Below are 19,075 nucleotides of genomic sequence, written 5' to 3'. Positions count from 1 at the left end.
CGAAAGCCGACCCCCGATCCCCTGGAGGACGTGTACGTGGACGGATACACCTACTACGGGGTCGCCCTGATGCGCCGCCCCGGCCCCGAACTGGCGCAGGGCATCGTGACCCACATGGAGCGGACGCCCGTGGACCCGGTCCTGGCCGCACGCCAGTACACGATCTACCAGGAGGCCGTCGCCTCGGCGGGGTGGCGGGTGCACGAGGTCGAGACGGCTCCGGCCCTGCCCGACTCGGTGTTCGTGGAGGACCCGGTGGTGGTGTGCGAGGACCTCGCGATCCTGGCGCGGCCCGGCGCCGACACCCGGCGGGGCGAGGTCGACGGGGTGGAGGCGTCGGTGCGCCTGCTGGGGCTGCGGGTGGCCCGGATCGAGGCTCCCGGGACGCTGGACGGCGGCGATGTGCTCCAGGTGGGGGCGACCGTCTACGTGGGGGTGGGCGGGCGCACCGACGCCGACGGCGCCGCCCAGCTCGAACAGCTGGTCAAGCCCCTGGGCCGCGAGGTCGTCCGCGTGGAGCTGGGCCGCGCGCTGCACCTGAAGTCCGCGGTGACCGCCCTGCCGGACGGCTCGCTGATCGGACTGTCCGAGCTGGTGGACGCCGACGCCCTGCCGCCGGTCCGCCGCCCACCGGAGGAGCGGGGCGCGCACGTGCTGCCCCTGGGAGGGCGGGACGTGCTGGTCAGCGCCGCCGCGCACGAGACCGTCCACGAGCTGGCGGCCGAGGGGTGGCGGGTGCTGCCGGTGGACATCTCGGAGTTCGAGAAGCTGGAGGCGTGCGTGACCTGCCTGAGCGTCCTGATCCCGGACCGGGCGCGCTGATCCGGGAGGCCGGGCGGGCGGCGGGGGCGCGGACCGAAAGGCGTCCGGGCCCCGCCCGCCCCGAATGTCCGTGGCGGTGCGTAGCGTCGCGGGCGCGGCAGAGCGAACCAGTGCCGGATCCCGTCCCCCGCACGGGGCCCGCCCGGAGGGAGACCACCATGGCCTACGCCGACGCCAACGGCGTCCACACCTACTACGAGGAGAGCGGTGCGGGAGAACCCCTGCTCCTGATGCACGGCGGGTTCGGCACGGCGGACGACTTCGAGGGAGGACTCGCCGCGCTGTCCGACACCTACCGCGTCCTCGTCCCGGAGCGCCGCGGGCACGGGCGCACGGCCGACGTGGAGGGGCCCTACGCCCTGGAGACGCTGGCCCTGGACACCGCCGCGTTCGTGGAGGAGGTGGCGGGCGGACCGGTCCGCGTCGCCGCCTACAGCCACGGCGCGATGGTCGCGCTGACGCTGGCCGTGCTGCGTCCGGACCTGGTGTCACGCCTGGTGCTGATCAGCGGGGTGTTCCACCACTCCGCGCTGCTCTCCAAGCCCGGCCCCGAGGGCGAACTGCCCGAGATGGTCGCCGGGCCCTACGCCGCACTCTCCCCGGACGGTCCCGACCACATCCGCGTGGTCCTGCGCAAGGTGGCCGAGTCCATGGCCGTCGAGCCCGCGATGGAGAGCGCCGACCTGGCCGGGGTGAGGGCGCCGACGCTCGTGATGGTGGGCGACGACGACATCGTGCCCGTCGAGCACGCCGTGGCGGCGTACCGGGGCCTGCCCTCGGCGGAGCTGGCGGTGGTGCCGCACGCCTCCCACGCTCTGCTGTGGGAGCGGCCGGAGGAGTGCACCTCCCACGTGCGGAGGTTCCTGGCCGGGGACGGTCCGCCCACCTTCATGCCCGTCCGGCGCGGGGCCTGACCCCGGAACCGGTCGCTCCCCCGGGACCGGTTGCGGGGCCGTTCTGCCGTCGGCAGAGGCGGAAACCCCGGCCGGGCCCCGAGGCGTTGTCCCGTACGCACCGACGAACGAGCACACGGGAGCACGATGAGCGCTGTGAGGCTGATCCGCAGCCAGACCCTGACCGAACACGTGGACTACGCCTACGCGGCCACGGCGAGCGCCCCGGCACGGGTCGTGTGGACCGCCGGGGCGTGCCCCCTGGACGAGGACGGCGGCACCGTCGCCGTGGGCGACTACGCGGGCCAGGCCCACCAGGTCATGCGCAACCTGCGCACCGCCCTCGACGACGCCGGGGCCGCCCTCACCGACGTCGTCCGGACCACGGTGTACGTGGCGTCCGCCAGACAGGAGGACCTGGTGAAGGCCTGGGACGTGGTGCGCGAGCACATGGGCGGGCACGACGCGCCCAGCACCCTGCTCGGCGTGGCCGCGCTCGGCTACGACGACCAGCTCGTCGAGGTGGAGGCGGTCGCGGTCACCGCGGACTGAGCCACCGCCGGGGCGCGGGGCCGGAAGACGCCTTCCCCCGCTCCGTCCGGGAACCGCCCGCCGGTCCCGGACGGAGCGGGTCCCGGGCGCGGGAAACCCCCGGGCGGCCCCGGCGTCCAGGACCGTGACTGTCCTGGACCCCTGGCAGACTGCGGGCATGAAAGCGACCTCCGCACGCCTGCTGCGCCTGTTGTCCCTGCTCCAGACCCGCAAGGACTGGCCGGGGGCGGACCTCGCCGACCGGCTGGAGGTGAGTCCGCGTACCGTGCGCCGGGACGTGGACCGGCTGCGGGAGCTGGGCTACCCGATCCGGGCGACCATGGGCACCGGCGGCGGCTACCAGCTGGGGGCGGGCGCCGCCCTGCCCCCGCTGCTGTTGGACGACGACGAGGCCGTGGCGGTCGCCGTGGGCCTGCGCACGGCGGCGCAGGGCGGGGTGTCGGGGATCGAGGAGACCTCCGTGCGCGCCCTGGCCAAGCTCCTCCAGGTCCTGCCCTCGCGCCTGCGCCGGAGGGTGGACGCCCTGGGCGCCTTCACCGTCCCCATGCCCGGCGCCGGACCCACGGTCGACTCCGACGTGCTGACCCTGGTCGCGTCGGCCTGCCGGGACAGCGAGCGGCTGCGCTTCGACTACGAGAGCCACGACGGAACCCTCTCGCGAAGGATCGTCGAACCCCACCGGCTGGTCTCCCGGGGACGGCGCTGGTACCTGGTGGCCTGGGACACCGCCCGCGAGGACTGGCGGACCTTCAGGGCGGACCGGATGCGTCCCCTCACCCCGACCGGCCCCCGGTTCCCGCCGCGCGACCCTCCCGCGCAGGGGGTGGCCGCCTACCTGGCGGAGCGGATGAGCGTGCACATGTGGCCGCACCAGGCCCGCATCAGGCTGGCCGTCCCCGCCGAGGAGGCGGAGCGCCGCGGGATCGGCAACCACGGCCGGATCGAACCCGCGGACGAGAACTGGTGCGTGCTGGTGTGCGCGGGGGGCTCGTTCCGGGTGATGGCCTGCTACCTGGCCATGCTCGACGTCGAGATGGAGGTGGAGGAACCCGACGAGCTGCGCGCCGAGATGGCCCGCCTGGCGGTCCGGCTCAACCGGGCCGCCTCCGGCTGAGCGCCTCCGATCCCCCTGCCCCGGGTCAGGCCGCGATGTCCAGGGGACACCGGTCGTCGGCCCGCCACGATCGCGGTGGACGCCGGCGGGTCCGTGGAGGGGGCCGGCGGTGCCCGGCCCGTGCACGAACGGCACGCCGCCGCGGTCCGCCGGAAGCGGGGGACGCCCGCGTGCGCGGGGATTCCCCTGTACGGCCACCGTGGCGGGGAGCGGACCTTCTGGTCGAAGTTCGCCCCGCGAACCCGCCAAAACCACTACGTTGGGGAGTCATTTACCTCCGAAGAGTAATGAAAGCAGGGGTGTCCGTGCCCGCTCCAACCCGACTCCACTGCCCTGAGCTGCGGGGCCTCAGCGCACCGCCCACCATCCGCGACCTCGGCCCCGACTACCGGGTCGCCCGGTGGGACTCCCCCGCCTCGCTCTCCCCGGACTGCCGCAGGCGGCTCCACGGGACCCTGCGGGAACTCGCCGCCCGCGCCTTCGGCGCCGACCACTCCGGCTACTGGCGCGCCCGCGTCGATGCCGGGTTCTTCGACCAGGTCTCCACGCTGGCGCTCATTCTCGGCCCCGACGGCGTCCCCGTCGGCTGGGGCGGCTACCACCGCTGCAGCTTCGCCTCGCGCCGCGCCCTGTACCTGGACGCCGCGGGCGTGGTCCCCGCCCACCGCCGGTTCGGCCTGACCTCCGCCCTGATGACCCACTTCCTGGCACGGGAGATCCTCGCCCACCCGCTGCGCCGCACCTATGTCGTCCTGCGCACCCGCCACCCCGCGGTCTACGCCGGGTGGCGCAAGGGCCTGGGCGCCGCACGCGTCTTCCCCAGCGAGCACCGGCCCCTCCCCGCCCTGGTCCGGCGCATCGCGGGCGAGGCGGCCGAGTGGCTGGGGGACGGCCCCCGGCTGGACCCCGGGAGCCTGCGCGTCCGCGACGCCTACCGCATGTTCGAGGGCGACGTCTACGGGGTCCCGCCCCGCAGCGGCCACCCGGCGATCGACGACTACTTCGCCCACGCGGTCGGCCCCAAGGACGCCGTCCTGGTCGTCGCGCGCATGAGCGTCCCCGGCCTGGCCCGGTTCGCCGCGGCCCGCGCGCTCAGCGCGCGGGCCCGCCGGCGGCCCCCGACCGGCGGCCGACCCGTGCGCGGAGCCGTCCCCGGGGAGCCGGTCCCCGCCGCGCCCACCGGGGCGGGCGCGGCCGGGCTCATCCCAGGGGGACGGCCTTGACGTTGGCCGGGCTGTACACGAGCCCTCCCACGTCCCGGATCTGGTCCGAGATCCGTGCCAGGTGCAGGCTCTCCGACCACGGCATGTCAGGGCTCTCCCGCTCCCCCGCCGCCACGCACCGGGCGACCTCCTCGGCCTCGTACTCGTAGCCGTTGGCCCGGAAGGGCCGGTGGAACTCCTCCCGCTCGCGGCCGTCGCGGTGCAGCACCGCGGTGGTCGCCGCGAAGAAGTTCGGGATCTCCAGCCACCCCTTCGACCCGGCCACCACCGCCCGGTTGGGGAGCGTGGTGCGCGAGGAGCAGGACAGGGTCCCGGTGGCCCCGTTCTCCCCGCGCACCAGGACGGTGGTGTGCGTGTCCACCATGCGGTCGGGCGACAGCTGGCGGGTGGCGCCCACGACCGTCAGCTCGCCCAGGTGGCGGGAGGCGAAGGCGAGCGGGTAGATCCCCAGGTCGAGCAGGGCGCCCCCGCCCAGGTCGGCGTTGAAGATCCGGTGGTCGGGGTCGTAGGGGACGTTGGCGCCGAACTCCGCGGACAGCCAGCAGACCTCCCCGATCGCGCCGTCGTCCACCAGCTCGCGGACCAGGCGGGAGACCGGCAGGTAGCGCGTCCACATCGCCTCCATCAGGAAGCGGTCGTTGGCGCGCGCCGCCGCGACCATCTCCGACACCTGGAGGGCGTTCATCGCCATGGGCTTCTCGACCAGGACGTGCTTGCCCGCGTTCAGGCAGGTCAGAGTGTTGGGGTGGTGCCAGGGGTGGGGGGTGGCCACGTAGACGGCGTCCACGTTCGGGCTCTGGGCCAGCTCTTCGTAGCTGCCGTGGCGCTCCGGGACGCCCCACGCGTCCGCGAACTCGTCCGCCCGGTCCCGCGTGCGGGAACCGACCGCCGTGACCGTGGCCGAGGGGACGGCCCGGAGCCCTTCGAGGAAGGAGTGTGCGATACCGCCGGTTCCGACCACGCCCCAGCGCAGCCCACCGTTGTCATCTGTCATGGGCTCATCCTAAAAACAGGGTCATCTCGGGGGCGAGGCGGGGAAGGTCCTCGGATTCGGCGGCCGGGAACCGTACGGTGGGGGCCAGTGAGGCGGACGAGCTCGCCCGCCGGACCACGAACGGAGGAGGACATGTCGGAGACGCTCGCACGGAGGCTGGGGGTCCGGCCCGGGGACCGGCTGCTCGTCCTCAACGCCCCCGAGCGCTACCTGCGGCTCCTGGAGCCACCGCTCGACATCCACATCGACCTGGGCCCCATCGAGGGCGCCGACTACGACGACGTCCACATGTTCGCCCTGGACAAGGGGACCGTGGACCGCGAGGCCCCCCGCGCCCTCGCCTCCGTGGGCCCGGAGACCAGGCTCTGGGTGTGCTTCCCCCAGCGCGGCGGCACCATCATCACCGACCTGACCGCGGACAAGGGCTGGGACGTGCTCGTGGACGCCGGTTGGCGCCGCGCCGCCCAGGAGCCGATCGACTCCGACTGGGCGGCGCTGCGCTTCGAGCGGAGCTGAGGAAGCCCCGCCTCGGTCAGCCCGGCTCGACGCTGAGGGAGCCGCTGACGGTGTTGGCGTCGATGCGCGACGCCGCCCCGTCCTCGACGTCCACGCCCACGTCCCGCTGCCCGGAGGTGGAGTCACCGGTGACGTCGTAGGCGCCCCTGGGGACCCGCACGTCGATGCTGCCGCTGGTGGTGTCCAGGGTCAGCGTGTCGAAGGCGTCCCCGGTGGCGACCTCGATCCGACCGGAGACCGTCGAGGCCTCCGCCGTGGTGAAGCCCCCGCCCACGGCCACGTCGCCGCTGGTGGACTCGGCCCTGACCGACTCGGCCTCGAACCCGGACACGTCCACCCGTCCGGACGTGGAGGACGCCTCCAGCCTCTCGCCCGAGCCCGCGGCGCTGACCTCGCCGCTGGTGGTGTCGATCCCCACCGAGCCCTCCACCCCGGCCAGTGACACCTGCCCGCTCGTGGTGTCCACGGCCACGTCGCCGACGTTGTCGGACACCTCGACCGGACCGCTGGTGGTGGACAGCTCCAGCGCGCCGTTGACGTTCTCCGCGCTGATCCGGCCGCTGACGGTCTCCACGGTCACCTCGGTCCCCTCCGGGACGGTGATCTCGTAGTTGACCGCGCACCCCCCGAAGAAGGGGATGCCCTGGCAGACGGCCTCCACCTCGAGGCCGTCCCCGTCGGCCTCGGCCCCTTCCCTCGGCTCGGTGAGGGGCGTGCCGCGCAGGGTGCGCTCCACCACGACCTCGTCGCCGCCGCCGGCGAGGACGACGTCGCCGCCCGTGCGGTTGTCGACCTCCAGGGTCCGGATCCCGGCGAAGGAGTCGCTGCGGTCGCCCCTGTCCACGCCCACGTTGCCCAGCACGGAGAACGAGGTCGCCGCCACCATGATCGCCACCAGCACGCCGCCGATGACGAGCCAGGGGCCCACGCGGAACCTGCGGCGGGGCTCCTTGCTCGACGAGGCGTACAGCCCCCGTGCCTTGAATGTCACTGTCTTCCCTTCCTGGAGGACTCCCGCCCTCCGGATGTCGGTGCGGTCAGTTGCGGTCGGCGCCGCGCAGGTAGTGCAGGACGGCCTGGACCCTGCGGTGGTCGTGGTCGTCCTGGCCGAGGTCGAGCTTGGTGAAGATGGAGCGGATGTGCTTCTCCACCGCGCGTTCGGTGACGCTCAGGCGCAACGCGATCCCCGCGTTGTTCAGCCCCTGGGCCATCACCTCCAGCACCTCGGTCTCGCGGGGGGTCAAGCGGTCCATGGCGCTGTCCCTGTGTCGGCTGAGCAGTTGTGACACCACCTCGGGGTCGATGGCGGCGCCGCCGCCGGCGACCCTGCGCAGCACCGCCAGGAACTCGTCGATGTCGGCGACCCGGTCCTTGAGCAGGTAGCCGACCTTGCTGGACCCGCCGCCCAGCAGGTCGGCGGCATAGCGGCTCACCACGTGCTGGGACAGCAGCAGCACCGCCACCTCCGGATGGGAACGCCGGATCGCGACGCCCGCCTGGATGCCCTCCTCGGAGAAGGTGGGCGGCATGCGGATGTCGACCAGGCACAGGTCCACGTCGGGATGCTCCTCCACCGACCTCAGGAGGGCGTCGGCGTCGCCGACCTGGTCGACGATCTCCACGCCCGCGTCCTCCAGCAGCCGGGCCATGCCGCTGCGCAGCAGGACCGAGTCCTCGGCGATGATCACCCTGGGCCCCTTCCCGGGCGCCGGGTTCTTCGCCGCGTTCGCACCGCTGTACACGGTCATGCCTCCCATGGGATGTCGGCGGTCAGGACGGTTCCCCCGCCGACCGGACTGTGGACCGTCAGAATGCCGTCGACCGCGTCGACGCGGTCCCACAGGCCGTACAGGCCCGTGCCGGCCTCGGGGTCGGCCCCGCCGACCCCGTCGTCGGTGACGGTGAGACGGAGCCGGTCGGCGGACCCGCGGGCCCCGCCGGTCACCCGCTCGGCGGCCACGGTGACCCGTGCGGCCCCGGCGTGCTTGGCGACGTTGTTCAGCGCCTCGCACGCCACGTAGTAGGCGACCCCCTCCGCGCGCTGCGAGGGGCGCTCCGACAGGTCCACGTCCACACGCACGGGGACGGGGGCGCGCCCCGCGGCGACCGGGAGGGCCGCGCCCAGGCCGTGGTCGGTGAGGACCCGGGGGTGCAGGCCCCGCGCGACCTGACGCAGTTCGTCCATCACCTCGCGGGACTCCCGCTGGGCCTCGGTGATGAGCTCCAGGGCCTTCTGCGGGTCCGCGGTGACACGGGAGCGGGCCCGTGTGAGGGTCATGGTGAGGGCGAGCAGGCGCTGCTGGGCCCCGTCGTGCAGGTCGCGTTCGATCCGGCGCCGTTCGGCCTCCGCGGCGTCGACCATGCGCAGGCGGCTGTCCTGGACGTGGACGAGGCGCCGTCGGATGCGCAGCTCCGGGGCCTCGAAGAGGAGCATCCGGTGCAGGAGGACCTCGGTGGCGACCAGGGAGGGGGTCAGCCGCAGCCCGACGAGCGCCAGCAGCGGACCGACGGCGACCAGGGCGAGCGGCCCGGCGATGTCCTCGGGGGCGCCCTGGGCCAGGACGAACATGATCCCGAACAGGGCCCCGACGGCCGCCGCGCCGCCGCACACCACGAGGAACATCACGAGGCCTCCGGCGACGAGGCCGTGGAGCCCGGCGACGGTGCTGTAGACGATCATCGACCAGGCGTCGCGCCCGAACACGAACCGCCAGGAGCGGACCACAGGACCGTCGCCCGGAAGGGGGTCGGGCGGGCTGGTCTCCACGATCCCGAACACCGCGCCCAGGCGCTCGCGCTGGACCCGGCAGGCCAGGCGCGCCAGCAGGGAGGCGGCGACCGGGGAGGCCACCAGCATCATGAGCGCGTCCACGGCGAGCCCGCCGAGGCCCCGATCGGGAGAGTCCGGCAGCCAGGGCAGGGTGACCGCGAACCCGACCCAGGTGGCGGAGACCACGAGCAGGCACGCGGGCACCAGGTAGAACAGGGCCAGGGCCAGCGACGTGACCAGGTGGAGGAGCTCCACCATGCGGATCCGCCAGGTAGGCCCGTAGGCTTCTGCGACGCGGGGCAGCCCGGCGAGGACGGGCAGCAGGCCCCTCCCGCCGCCCCGTCCGCCGCCACGACTGCTCCGACCGGTCACGCCACCAATCTAGGGAACCGCGGTACGGCGGCACGAGGCCGTCAGCACGTGGAGCACGGGTGGTGCTGGCACTACCCACCGGAGGAAGGGGTGCGCATGGGAGGCGTCCGCGTCCCGGTGCGGCCGGTCCTGGAGGACGTCGGCCGGATCAACGCGCTGTTCGCGCTGGAGGAGGAGCCCCCGGGGCCCGGCTGGGTTTCCCCGGGAGGAGCCGGTCGACAGGTCCTCGCGGCCGAGGTGGAGCGGGTGCGCGCGCGGTCGGGCCCACCGGCCGGGCACACCGGCGAGGAGGTGGAGTGGAGGGTGGCGGCGTCGCTCTTCCAGCAGGGGCTGGCCACGCGGATCCTCTCCCCGGTACTGGCGGCGGCCCTGTGCCACGGTGTGCTGCTGGACGCGGCGCGGTTCCGGTGGGATCCGCACAGGGAGGGGCCCCTGGTGCTGCGCACCTCCCAGGAGACGGCCGAGGCGGTGGTCGGCGGTCCCCGGCGGACCGCCGACCGGATCGAGGCGGCGGTGCTCCTCGGCGTGCTGGCGGGGGTCGCCCGGAGCCTGTCCGGAACGGGCCGGGTGGCCCCGGGGCTGCTGCGGGGCAACACGGCCTCGGCCCTGGCGGGGGCCGCCCGCTCGCTGGGCGCGGCCCGGCCCGAGCGGCGCGCGGAGGCCGAGGCCCTGGTCGGCGACCTGCTGGGGCGGACGGCCCTGAAGGGCACCGGCGGGTACGCGGGGACGGACGCCGGCGGTGCGGGGGTGTTCCGGCGCACGACGTGCTGCCTGTACTACCGGCTGCCCGGCGGGGGCTACTGCGGTGACTGCGCGCTGAGGCCCTGACGTGCGCGGGCGCGAAGGATGCGCACGGGCGGCCGTGAGCGCCGAACGAAAATCCCTGGACTCGATCGGCCCCCTGCGCCATCCTGCCCTGATGGTCACTCCCGAGATACCTCCCCTGTACCGCGACTCCGACTTCAACGGCCCGCTCTCCGACGCGCACGCGGCGCGGCTGATCCGAACGCTCGGGCCCCTGGAGGGACGCCGGATCGTCGACGTCGGCTGCGGCTGGGCCGAGTTCCTCCTGCGCACCCTGGAGTCCGAGCCGACCGCGACCGGCTTCGGCATCGACCGGAACGGGGACCACGTCCGGCACGGGCGCGAACTCGCCGCGGCACGGGGGCTGGACGACCGCGTCGAACTGGTGGTCGGCGACGTCGGGGAATGGGCGGGGACCGAGGCGGACGTCGTGGTCAACAACGGGGCGTCCCACGTGTGGGGCGGTGATCCGGTGACGCACACCGGCAACGCCCTGGCGGCGGCGAGCGACCTGCTCGCTCCCGGTGGACGGTTCCTGTTCGGCGAGGGCTTCTGGCTGCGCGAGCCCACCCCGGAGGAGCTGGGCGTCATGCAGGACATCCCGCTCGCCCAGTACGGATCGGTGCCCGACCTGGTCGACCTCGCCCTCTCCCACGGGTTCCGGCTCCGGGCGCTGTCCCAGGCGACCCTGGAGGAATGGGACGACTTCGAGTCACGGCACGCCCAGGGGTGGGAGGACTGGCTGCTGGAGAACCCGGACTCCCCCGACGCCGAGGAGGTCCGCGCCCGGGCCGACCGGCACCGCGAGTTCCGGGTCCGCGGCACCCGGGAGACGCTCGGCTTCGCCTATCTGACCCTCATCCGGGTGTAGGGGGCGTCCGCCCCGCCCCAGGCGGCTCGTGCCCGTCTTCCCGCGGCCGGTCAGCCGCCGTGTCAGGGCTCGTCGCCGACCGCCCGGGCAGCCCCCGGGACACGGCCGCCTCCCGGTCCGGCGCCTCGAAGAACCTCGCCCTCCCCCCTCGGGACCCACGGTCCCCGCGACTCCCCGGACCCCGGGGATTCGCGGGGACCGCCGGAACCCACGCGACCGCCCCGCGGCGCCGGACGGGGCCGTTTCCGTGATCGGGGCGGAACCGCGCGACATCCGCCCCGTCCAGGGGCGGTGATGGCGGGGCCGAAGTGCGATACTGGGGGGAGAAGGAACCCGAGCACACCACCACGCGGCCGCCCCTTGCCGGGGCCCGCGGGCGGAACCATCGAACCCGGAGCATCCCACGCAGCGAGCAACCGCACCAGCCCACCGGCCCACCGGTGACGGCGAGCCCTTTCGAGGCAGTCCGCGGCCACATCATCGAACCCGCTCTCACACCACTGGAGAATTCATGAACCCCGCGCTCCTCAAGCTCCTGAACTCGGCCGACGCCACCGGCAGGGTCATCACCGGAGAACACCTCTGGCAGACCTGGACCGTCGCCGAGCAGCGCCAGTGGGTGACCCCGGACAGCCCCGAGGGCCGGTTCGTGACGGCCGAGGGGATGAACGCCCGGCGCTTCGCGACCGGCGAGGGCGAGGCCGACCACGCCCGGCGCGCGGTCTACACCCACGCGGCGGACCCCGAGGACCTGGCCCAGCTGCTGGCGGTGCTGGGGCTGGACCACGACTCCGAGGACGGAGCGCTCCACCGCTGACCCGTTCCCGCCGACCGGGACCGTACGTCCCGGGCGCCCTCCCCGACCGGGAGGGCGCCCCGGTGCGGACACCGGTCAGGGACTCCGGCCGGGGGCGGGCCGTGGCCGCCCTTCCCACGGCCCCTCCGGGCCCGCCCCCTTCCGGGGGACGGTCGAGGCCCTTCGCTCCCGGCGGCCGGGCCCGGTTCCCCGCCGCTTCCGACGCGGGGCCGGCAGGGGCGGTCGGCGAGCTCCCGGCCGCGCCGGTCGCACAGCCGGGGCCGGCTCGCGCGCTCCGGCGCCGGGGGGCGTAGGCCCGTCCCGCCGCCGTTCAGGCCCGGTCCATGGCCCGGCGGACCTCGGGCAGGTCGATGCGGGTCATCGAGAGCATCGACCGCATGGCGCGCTCGGCGCGTGCCGGGTCGGGGTCGTCGAGGAGGTCGTCCAGCTCTGCCGGGAAGACCTGCCACGAGAAGCCGAACCTGTCCTTGAGCCATCCGCACCGGCTCTCCTGGCCGCCCTCGCCGAGCGCGGCCCAGAAGTGGTCGGACTCCTCCTGGCTGTCGCAGATCACCTGGAGCGAGACGGCCTCGGAGAACGTGAACTCGGGGCCGCCGTTGAGGGCGGTGATCTGCTGGCCGTCGATCTCGAAGTCCACGGTGAGCACCATGTCCGCAGGGCGGGGTCCCCCGGGACCGAAGCGGCGGACCCTGAGGATGCGGGAGTTCTCGAACAGCCCGACGTAGAAGTTCGCGGCCTCCTCCGCGCGGGTGTCGAACCACAGGCAGGGCGTGATCTTGTTCAGCGTGCTCATCGGTCGTCCTCTCGACAGGGGCGCGGTTCCCCGCGTCCTTCCTACACGTACCGACCGGGCCGGACGGCGCGACTCATCGGGCGGTCGCGGTTTTTCTCTCTCCACACTCAGGAAGTCCCATATAGCTTTAAACTCCTCTTTCGTAAGGTAATGTCAGGGATGTATAGAGAAGTTTCGAGCGCCCCGATGGGGAGAGTGCGTTGGATCAGCAGTACTACTCGGTGGACCAGGTGGCCGAGCTCCTGGACCTGCACGTCAAGACGGTGCGGGCCTACATCCGCGACGGGCGGCTCAGGGCGACCCGGATCGGCAAGCAGTACCGGGTCCGGCGCCAGGACCTGGAGGAGTTCACCGGCGGCCCGCTCCCCCGGCCGGAGGCGCCCGCCGACGGCGGAGGGCGCACCGCGGAGGCCTCCACGGTCGTGCGGGTGGACGGGATCGGCCCCGACGACGCCTCGCGCCTGACCACCCTGGTCACGTCCTCCCTCTTCGGGGCGCCGGGCGGCGCGGCGAAGGTCCACGTCCAGACCGTCCACGACAGGGAGCGCGCGAGCCTGAAGGTCGTCGTCCTGGGCGACCTCTCCGCGACCGCGGCGGTCCTGGAGCTCATCGACGTCATGGTGAACGAGGAAAGAGGGTGAGCGGTCCGATGGCCGATGTCCTGCGGGAACTGGGCGGCGTCCGGGTCATGGTGTGCGCGGCCGACGGCCCGCCCCTGCGCGGTGAGACCGAGGCGATCGACCTCATCGGCGAGGCCTCCTACGGGGGCGCCTCGTGGGTCGTCCTGCCGGTCGAACGGATCGACGGGGACTTCTTCTCGCTGCGCACCGGCATGGCGGGAGCCGTGACGCAGAAGTTCGTCACCTACGGGATGAGGCTGGCCGTCGTGGGGGACGTCTCCGCGCACGTGGCGGCGAGCACCGCCCTGCGTGACCTGGTCAGGGAGGCCAACCGCGGCCGCGGCCTGTGGTTCGTCCCCGACATGAACGCGCTCCGGGAGCGCCTGGCCCCGTCCGACGGCCACCCTGTCTCATATGGCGAGAAAGATATCTCACTGTAAGAGACGCCGGGTGTAGGGTCGAACGTGTCGACAGGCCTCGCGACCCGGTGAGAGGGCGATCCATGACGCGTTACACCCACGGCCACCACCCGGCCGTCACCGACTCCTACCGCCGGCGCGACGCGGAGAACTCCGCCGCCTACGCGCTCGACCGGCTGGCCCCGGGCCGCTCCCTGCTGGACGTGGGCTGCGGCCCGGGCAGCATCACCGTCGACCTCGCCCGGCGGGTCGCCCCGGGGCCGGTCACCGCGGTGGACTCCTCCCCCGAGGCGGTCGACCTCGCTCGCGCGACCGCGGCCGCGGCGGGGGTCGAGAACATCGGGTTCCGGGTCGCGGACGTGCACCGCCTGGACCTGCCCGACGACTCCTTCGACGTCGTCCACGCCCACCAGGTCCTCCAGCACGTCGCGGACCCGGTCCGGGCGCTGGCCGAGATGCGCCGGGTGGCCCGTCCCGGCGGGACCGTCGCCGCCCGCGACGCAGACTACTCCGGCATGTACTGGTATCCGCGCCTGCCCGAGCTGGACTCCTGGATGGACCTCTACCAGCGGGTCGCGCGCGGGAACGGCGGCGAGCCCGACGCGGGCCGCAGGTTGGCGGCCTGGGCCCGCGAGGCCGGGTTCACCGACGTCACCTACGTGGCCGAGGTGTGGAGCCACTCCGACCCCGACGGCCGCGCCTGGTGGGGCGGCATGTGGGCCCGGCGCATCCTGGAGTCCGACCTGGGGCGACAGGCCGTCGCCGAGGGCGACGCCACCCGGGAGGAGCTGGAGCGCATCTCGCGCGGGTGGACGGCCTGGAGCCGGGACCCCGACGGGGTGTTCGTGGTCCCGCACGGCGCGATCCTGTGCCGTGCCTGACCGCGCCGCCCCCGCGGTTCCCGGACCGGCCGGGACCGGGGAGGAGAACCTGGCCGGTTCCTCCCGACCGATCTCCGAGAAGCCCCGCAGGCTCTCCGACCACTCATCCGCGCACACCTGCTCCGCCCGGAACGGGCTCCGGCCGGACCCACCGGTTCCCGGCTCGGAACCCGTCCCGTCCTTTTCCGCCGGTACCGCGGGAACGCCTCGTCGGCCGGAGCCTCAGACCGCCTCGTCCTGCTCCTTCCGGTAGTGCCGGAGCTGCCGGGCCCGGCGGATCTGGTCGGCGAGGAGGGCCGCGCCGGTCGGCATTCGGGGGCGGCGCCGGTCACAGGCGCCGGTGTGGAGGCGGTCCGTGACGGCGGCCTGTACGGCGGCGGCGCGCAGGGCCTTCGAGCGGATCCACGTCGTGGGCGGGGCGACGGGGGCATCGTGTCCGTCGAGCCACTGCCGTACCGCGCGGGGGTTCTGCGCGTAGGCGGTGCCGACCCCGGCGAGCGCGAAACCCTGCCGTAGGACGTTCTCCGCTACGTGGCCGCGGCGAATGCCGCCGGTGAGCATGAGCGGGGTAGCGGTCCGTCCGACGAGGCGGGTGGCGAGGTCGAGGAAGTAGGACTCGCGGGCGAGGGCGCGGTTGTCGGCGGGATGCCCCGCTGTTGCGAGCGACTCGATGCTGCCTCCCGAGAGTTCGACCAGGTCGACGGCGGGAGACAGCCAGTCGATGACCTCAGCGGCGTCGTCGATGTCGAAGCCGCCGCGCTGGAAGTCGGCGGAGTTGAGTTTCACCGCGACGGGGAACGAGTCCGGCACGCTGTCGCGCACCGCGTCCACGACCCGGAGAAGCAGTCGGGCCCGTTGCCGCAGAGCCCCGCCCCATTCGTCGGTACGGTTGTTGACGAGTGGGGAGAGGAACTGCGACAGCAGGTATCCGTGGGCGGCGTGGATCTCGACACCCGCGAAACCCGACTCCCGGGCGAGGCGGGCCGAGGCGGCGAACTGGCCGATCGTGCGGGTGATGTCCGATGCGGTCATCTCCACCGGGGGTGCGAAGAGTCCGGACAACCCGCCGGCCTGGACGGGGACCGGGGAGGGGGCGTAGGCGATGGAGCCGGTGTCGCGGCGCACGACCCGCCCGGGATGGTTCAACTGCATGAACACCGGGAGCGTGCCCGCGGCCGACGACCAGCGGCGAAACGCGTCGAGGTCGCTGGCCTCATCGAGAACGATGTCGCCCGGTTGGGCGACGGCCCGGCGTTCGATCATGACGTGGCCGGTGATGAGCAGCCCGGCGCCACCGTCGGCGAGTCGCCGGTAGAGGGTGACGAGGCGGTGGTCGGGCTGCCGTCGCGGCCCTGCGAGCTGTTCCTCCATCGCGGCTTTGACGACGCGGTTGCGCAGGACCAGGCCGCTGCGCAGGCGGAGCGGTGTGTCCAGGATGCGCCGGGTCTGCGGTTTGCCGTCTCGGGGCTGGTTCATGTCAGGTTCTGTCCTGTTCCGTTCCTCGGCGGCGTCCCGGTCACGGGCTCGATGCGGCTGCGGTCCGGCTGGTTCCACCCGAGTGCGGCAGGGCCCACGGCGCGGGAGAACACGACGGACACGCCTCGGGGCCGCCGGATCCGGATGGCGAGCGCCCCAGCCCCGTCCGGCGCCCCGTCAGCCGCGCTCCGCACCCGGCCCGGGGCGGGTGTGCGGCGCCAGGGTGCGCTCACCGCGTGACCTGCCCGAGGACCTGCAGCAGTGTGTCGCAGTCCCGCGGCGCCACGTCCGCGAACACCTCGTCCTGTTGACGGGCCACCACCTCGAACCCCGCCGCATGCGCGGCCGCACCCGCCGGAGTCAAGGAAAGCAGGACACCGCGCCGGTCCGCCGGATCCGTCTCGCGCGTGAGGTACCCCTCCTGAAGCATCCGATCCGCCAGCACACTCGCGTTCGACTTCGAGCACCCCAGCGCCTCGGCCAGATCCTTCAGGCCCACCGGCTTCGTACTGTCCGCGAGTCGGTGCAGCAGCGCCAACCGCGCCAACGACAACGTCACCGAGGACAGCGCCTCATTCACCTGGGACTCCAGCACACGCGCCGCGGCGATCACCGCGAGCATCGGGCTCGCCGCAACGGTCTCACTCGACCACTGATCAGTTCGCTCATGAACGTTCATATGCGAACTATATTACCGACCGAGACTCGGCCAGAGCGAGCGGGGCCGCAGGGTGCGCACGCGGCTCCCTCCCGCCCGCAGGCGCGGTCAACCGTCCGTCGCCCCTTTCCGGCTCACCCGGTTCGCTCCCCCCCGGGGCGGGCGGCCGGGAAAACCGGGTGCGCCGGGCGGCACGGGGCTCCTAGAATGCCGTCCATGATGGCAGTCGCAGTCACGGAGTAGGCGGGCGTCCGCGCCCGCCGCGCGCCGCGCCGTGTCCTGGGAGGACCGGCGGGGCCCGTTCGGCGTGCCGCGCGGGCGGAACGGTTGTTCTCTCTTTCCGTTCTCGGCCCGCCTCCGGGCGGGCCCGACCCGATCGGCCATCACACATGACCTCGTTCCGAACTCCTGGCGCGCGCTCCGGCCGCCAGGAGCGCTTCACCCGTACCCGCCGCTGGTGGGCCCTGGCTGCGGTCTCGATGCTGCAGTTCCTCATCGCCGTGGACGTCACGGTCGTCAACATCGCCCTGCCCTCCATCGGGGCGGACCTCGGCGCCGGACCCCAGGGCCTGACCTGGGTCGTCGCCGGGTACACGCTCGTCGGCGGCGGCCTGCTGCTCCTCGGCGGGAGGATCTGCGACCTGCTCGGCCGACGCCGCATGCTGCTGCTGGGCGCCGCCCTGTTCGGCGCGGCCTCGCTCGTGGCCGGTGCGGCCCCCGACCTGCCGTGGCTCCTGGCCGCGCGCTTCGGGCAGGGGGCGGGCGAGGCCCTGGCCTCCCCGGCGGCGATGTCGCTCATCGCCATGCTGTTCCCCGCTCCCCGGGAGCGCGCCAGGGCGCTCGGCATCTGGGGGGCGATCTCCAGTTCCGGGCTGGTCGGCGGGGTGCTGCTGTCCGGAGTGATCACCGAACTGCTCGACTGGCGGTGGATCTTCCTCGTCAACCTCCCCGTGGTGGCGGTGGTCCTGGTCGCCGTCCCGCTCCTGGTCACTCCCGACGGCGCACGCCGTGCGGCGGGCGGGTCCGGGGACACGGCGCCCGCCGACGCGTCCGCACCCGTGCGGCGCCGCCCCGACGTCACGGGAGCGGTGCTGCTGACCGCCGGCCCCCTCGCCCTGGTCTACGGGGTGCTGCGGGCGGCGGAGGCCCCCTGGAGCGACCCGCAGGTGTTCGGCCCGCTCACCGCGGGGGTCGCGGCGCTGGGGCTGTTCGTCCTGGTCGAGGCGAAGTCGGCCAACCCGCTGGTGCCGCTGTCGTTCTTCGCGAACAGGACCAGGACGGTGGCCAACGCGGCGACGGTCCTGCTCAGCGCGGCGCTGTCGACCTCGTTCCTCCTGGTGACGCTCTACCTCCAGCAGGTGCTGGGGATGAGCCCGCTCCAGGCGGGGCTGGCGTACGTGCCGTTCTGCGCGGCGATCCTGGCCTCGGCGACCGTGGTCGGCCGCGTCATCGGCGCGCTCGGACTCTCCGGGGCGGCGATCGCCGGCCTGCTGGCGACCGCCGCCGGAACCGCCTGGCTGTCGAGGCTGCCGGTCGACGGCGACCTGTGGACCGACGCCATGCCCGGCATGGTCCTGGTCGGCGTCGGCATGGGCGTCGGCCTGATCGCCCTGCAGAACGCGGCCCTGCACGGGGTGACCGAGGACGACGCGGGGGTCGCCTCGGGCGTCCAGCGCTCGGTGGACCAGCTCGGCGGCGCCACCGGCATGGCCGTCCTGGTCGGCGCGGCGGTCGCCGCGGGCGCGTCCGGCGACACCGACGCGGCCGTCGAGGGGTACAGGACCGCCTTCACCTGGGCGACCGCGGGCGTCCTCGTCGCCACCGCGGGCGTCGCCCTGTTCGCCCGCAGGGCCGGCCGCGCCTGACAGGCGGCAGCGCGCCCCGGGTCCGCGGTACGCGTGCCGCTGACCCGGGGACGACGGCCTCCGCAGCCCCCCGCGCACGGCTCAGTCGACGTCGTAGACGGTGACCCCGATCCCCCGGTCGAGGAGTTCGCTCTCGACCAGGGGCTGGACGCGTGACCACTTCCCGCCGGCGAGCCCGCAGCCGATACGGGGCATGTGCACGGTCGCGCGGAGGTCGAGGGCGTGCGCGGCGAGTGCGCGCAGGCAGGCGGCGACCGCGTCGTAGCGGATGGGCGGCCCGCCGCTGCCCCGCCCCGTGCCGTGCTGGGCCACCATGTTGGCCACCCAGGTCTCGGACCCGACCGAGGTCAGGCGTACTGCGCCCAGGGCGAAGTCGTTGCGGACACGTTCGCGGTGCCAGGCACGGTAGTCGCGTTCGGGTCCGGGCCACCGCCGGGAGAGGGCGAGCACGAACCCCTTGCCCCAGCCGCCCCGGTCGTTGCACACGTGGGCGATGATCTTGGGCCCCGCGGCCCGGGGACTCGTGGCGTCGCCGCGGATGATCCGCAGTCCGGGCGGGAGGGTCTCGGTGGGCATGGCCGAACGCTAGCGGTCGGTGGCGACAAGGCGTCCCGG

The 19,075-nt window shown here is 74.0% G+C and carries 21 protein-coding genes; 13 read left to right on the top strand and 8 right to left on the bottom strand.

The window, feature by feature from the left end; translation table 11 throughout:
- The first annotated feature begins 36 nt into the window (after window positions 1-36).
- The 5 genes from ddaH (at window position 37) to ABZ234_RS18005 (ending at window position 4,604) form a co-directional block, all read left to right on the top strand.
- Entirely contained in the window at window positions 37-822 is a 786-nt protein-coding gene (gene ddaH, locus ABZ234_RS18025) for a dimethylargininase (protein ID WP_355012882.1), read from the top strand.
- Window positions 823-980: 158 nt separating this feature from the next.
- Complete coding sequence (locus ABZ234_RS18020) at window positions 981-1,736, top strand: alpha/beta hydrolase (protein WP_355012833.1); 756 nt, start codon at window positions 981-983, stop codon at window positions 1,734-1,736.
- Between the two features lie 126 nt (window positions 1,737-1,862).
- Window positions 1,863-2,267 (top strand): RidA family protein, encoded by a 405-nt coding sequence (locus ABZ234_RS18015; RefSeq protein WP_267950078.1) that lies wholly within the window; start codon window positions 1,863-1,865, stop codon window positions 2,265-2,267.
- Between the two features lie 157 nt (window positions 2,268-2,424).
- Window positions 2,425-3,381 carry a YafY family protein gene (locus ABZ234_RS18010; RefSeq protein WP_267950079.1) on the top strand — a complete coding sequence of 319 codons (957 nt, stop codon included), beginning with the start codon at window positions 2,425-2,427 and terminating at the stop codon, window positions 3,379-3,381.
- A 305-nt stretch (window positions 3,382-3,686) separates the two neighbouring features.
- The gene (locus ABZ234_RS18005) at window positions 3,687-4,604 is read left to right on the top strand and encodes a GNAT family N-acetyltransferase (RefSeq protein WP_355012832.1); all 918 of its coding nucleotides are present in this window, start codon (window positions 3,687-3,689) and stop codon (window positions 4,602-4,604) included.
- Here the strand turns inward: ABZ234_RS18005 and ABZ234_RS18000 are convergent.
- Window positions 4,582-5,598 (bottom strand): Gfo/Idh/MocA family oxidoreductase, encoded by a 1,017-nt coding sequence (locus ABZ234_RS18000; RefSeq protein ID WP_267950081.1) that lies wholly within the window; start codon window positions 5,596-5,598, stop codon window positions 4,582-4,584. The two genes, ABZ234_RS18005 and ABZ234_RS18000, sit on opposite strands and share 23 nt — an antisense overlap.
- Window positions 5,599-5,730: 132 nt before the next feature.
- Between ABZ234_RS18000 and ABZ234_RS17995 the strand changes: the two genes are divergently transcribed.
- Window positions 5,731-6,114 (top strand): hypothetical protein, encoded by a 384-nt coding sequence (locus ABZ234_RS17995; RefSeq protein WP_355012831.1) that lies wholly within the window; start codon window positions 5,731-5,733, stop codon window positions 6,112-6,114.
- 16 nt (window positions 6,115-6,130) lie between these two features.
- Here ABZ234_RS17995 and ABZ234_RS17990 read toward each other — a convergent pair whose 3' ends face one another.
- The 3 genes from ABZ234_RS17990 to ABZ234_RS17980 are packed head-to-tail and all read right to left on the bottom strand — an operon-like array spanning window position 6,131 to window position 9,142.
- Window positions 6,131-7,105, bottom strand: a complete 975-nt coding sequence (locus ABZ234_RS17990) for a DUF4097 family beta strand repeat-containing protein (protein WP_355012830.1) — start codon at window positions 7,103-7,105, stop codon at window positions 6,131-6,133.
- Between the two features lie 46 nt (window positions 7,106-7,151).
- Window positions 7,152-7,862, bottom strand: coding sequence for a response regulator transcription factor (locus tag ABZ234_RS17985; RefSeq protein WP_355012829.1), 711 nt, complete (start codon window positions 7,860-7,862; stop codon window positions 7,152-7,154).
- A complete protein-coding gene (locus ABZ234_RS17980; protein ID WP_355012881.1) occupies window positions 7,859-9,142 on the bottom strand; it encodes a histidine kinase in 1,284 nt (427 codons plus the stop codon). The genes ABZ234_RS17985 and ABZ234_RS17980 overlap by 4 nt, the downstream gene beginning before the upstream one ends.
- Window positions 9,143-9,352: 210 nt before the next feature.
- Between ABZ234_RS17980 and ABZ234_RS17975 the strand changes: the two genes are divergently transcribed.
- The 3 genes from ABZ234_RS17975 (at window position 9,353) to ABZ234_RS17965 (ending at window position 11,748) form a co-directional block, all read left to right on the top strand.
- Window positions 9,353-10,084: a (2Fe-2S)-binding protein gene (locus ABZ234_RS17975; RefSeq protein ID WP_355012828.1), complete on the top strand. Its 732-nt coding sequence runs from the start codon at window positions 9,353-9,355 to the stop codon at window positions 10,082-10,084.
- Window positions 10,085-10,175: 91 nt separating this feature from the next.
- Window positions 10,176-10,931 carry a class I SAM-dependent methyltransferase gene (locus ABZ234_RS17970; protein ID WP_355012880.1) on the top strand — a complete coding sequence of 252 codons (756 nt, stop codon included), beginning with the start codon at window positions 10,176-10,178 and terminating at the stop codon, window positions 10,929-10,931.
- 511 nt (window positions 10,932-11,442) lie between these two features.
- Window positions 11,443-11,748, top strand: coding sequence for a hypothetical protein (locus ABZ234_RS17965; protein ID WP_344175723.1), 306 nt, complete (start codon window positions 11,443-11,445; stop codon window positions 11,746-11,748).
- Window positions 11,749-12,058: 310 nt separating this feature from the next.
- On the opposite strand, the gene ABZ234_RS17960 is transcribed toward ABZ234_RS17965, so the two are convergent.
- Window positions 12,059-12,541, bottom strand: coding sequence for a VOC family protein (locus tag ABZ234_RS17960; RefSeq protein ID WP_352982501.1), 483 nt, complete (start codon window positions 12,539-12,541; stop codon window positions 12,059-12,061).
- Window positions 12,542-12,741: 200 nt separating this feature from the next.
- Here ABZ234_RS17960 and ABZ234_RS17955 point away from each other — a divergent pair, with 200 nt between their 5' ends.
- The 3 genes from ABZ234_RS17955 to ABZ234_RS17945 all read left to right on the top strand — a co-directional run bounded on the left by ABZ234_RS17955 (window position 12,742) and on the right by ABZ234_RS17945 (window position 14,461).
- Window positions 12,742-13,182, top strand: coding sequence for a helix-turn-helix domain-containing protein (locus ABZ234_RS17955; protein ID WP_344175719.1), 441 nt, complete (start codon window positions 12,742-12,744; stop codon window positions 13,180-13,182).
- Window positions 13,179-13,601 carry a DUF4180 domain-containing protein gene (locus ABZ234_RS17950; protein WP_355012827.1) on the top strand — a complete coding sequence of 141 codons (423 nt, stop codon included), beginning with the start codon at window positions 13,179-13,181 and terminating at the stop codon, window positions 13,599-13,601. The genes ABZ234_RS17955 and ABZ234_RS17950 overlap by 4 nt, the downstream gene beginning before the upstream one ends.
- 62 nt (window positions 13,602-13,663) lie before the next feature.
- On the top strand, window positions 13,664-14,461 hold the full coding sequence (locus tag ABZ234_RS17945) for a methyltransferase domain-containing protein (protein WP_352982497.1): 798 nt from the start codon (window positions 13,664-13,666) through the stop codon (window positions 14,459-14,461).
- 222 nt (window positions 14,462-14,683) lie between these two features.
- On the opposite strand, the gene ABZ234_RS17940 is transcribed toward ABZ234_RS17945, so the two are convergent.
- Window positions 14,684-15,937 (bottom strand): 2,4-dienoyl-CoA reductase, encoded by a 1,254-nt coding sequence (locus ABZ234_RS17940; protein WP_355012826.1) that lies wholly within the window; start codon window positions 15,935-15,937, stop codon window positions 14,684-14,686.
- A gap of 229 nt (window positions 15,938-16,166) precedes the next feature.
- Window positions 16,167-16,616: a MarR family transcriptional regulator gene (locus ABZ234_RS17935; protein WP_355012825.1), complete on the bottom strand. Its 450-nt coding sequence runs from the start codon at window positions 16,614-16,616 to the stop codon at window positions 16,167-16,169.
- Window positions 16,617-16,984: 368 nt separating this feature from the next.
- Here ABZ234_RS17935 and ABZ234_RS17930 point away from each other — a divergent pair, with 368 nt between their 5' ends.
- Window positions 16,985-18,460, top strand: a complete 1,476-nt coding sequence (locus tag ABZ234_RS17930) for an MFS transporter (RefSeq protein WP_355012824.1) — start codon at window positions 16,985-16,987, stop codon at window positions 18,458-18,460.
- An 81-nt stretch (window positions 18,461-18,541) separates the two neighbouring features.
- Here the strand turns inward: ABZ234_RS17930 and ABZ234_RS17925 are convergent, their stop codons facing one another.
- Window positions 18,542-19,036 carry a macro domain-containing protein gene (locus ABZ234_RS17925; RefSeq protein WP_355012823.1) on the bottom strand — a complete coding sequence of 165 codons (495 nt, stop codon included), beginning with the start codon at window positions 19,034-19,036 and terminating at the stop codon, window positions 18,542-18,544.
- Between the last annotated feature and the right edge of the window lie 39 nt (window positions 19,037-19,075).

Source organism: Nocardiopsis sp. NPDC006198 (assembly GCF_040613895.1).
GTDB lineage: Bacteria > Actinomycetota > Actinomycetes > Streptosporangiales > Streptosporangiaceae > Nocardiopsis > Nocardiopsis tropica.
This window is presented reverse-complemented; position numbering and strand designations above follow the sequence as displayed.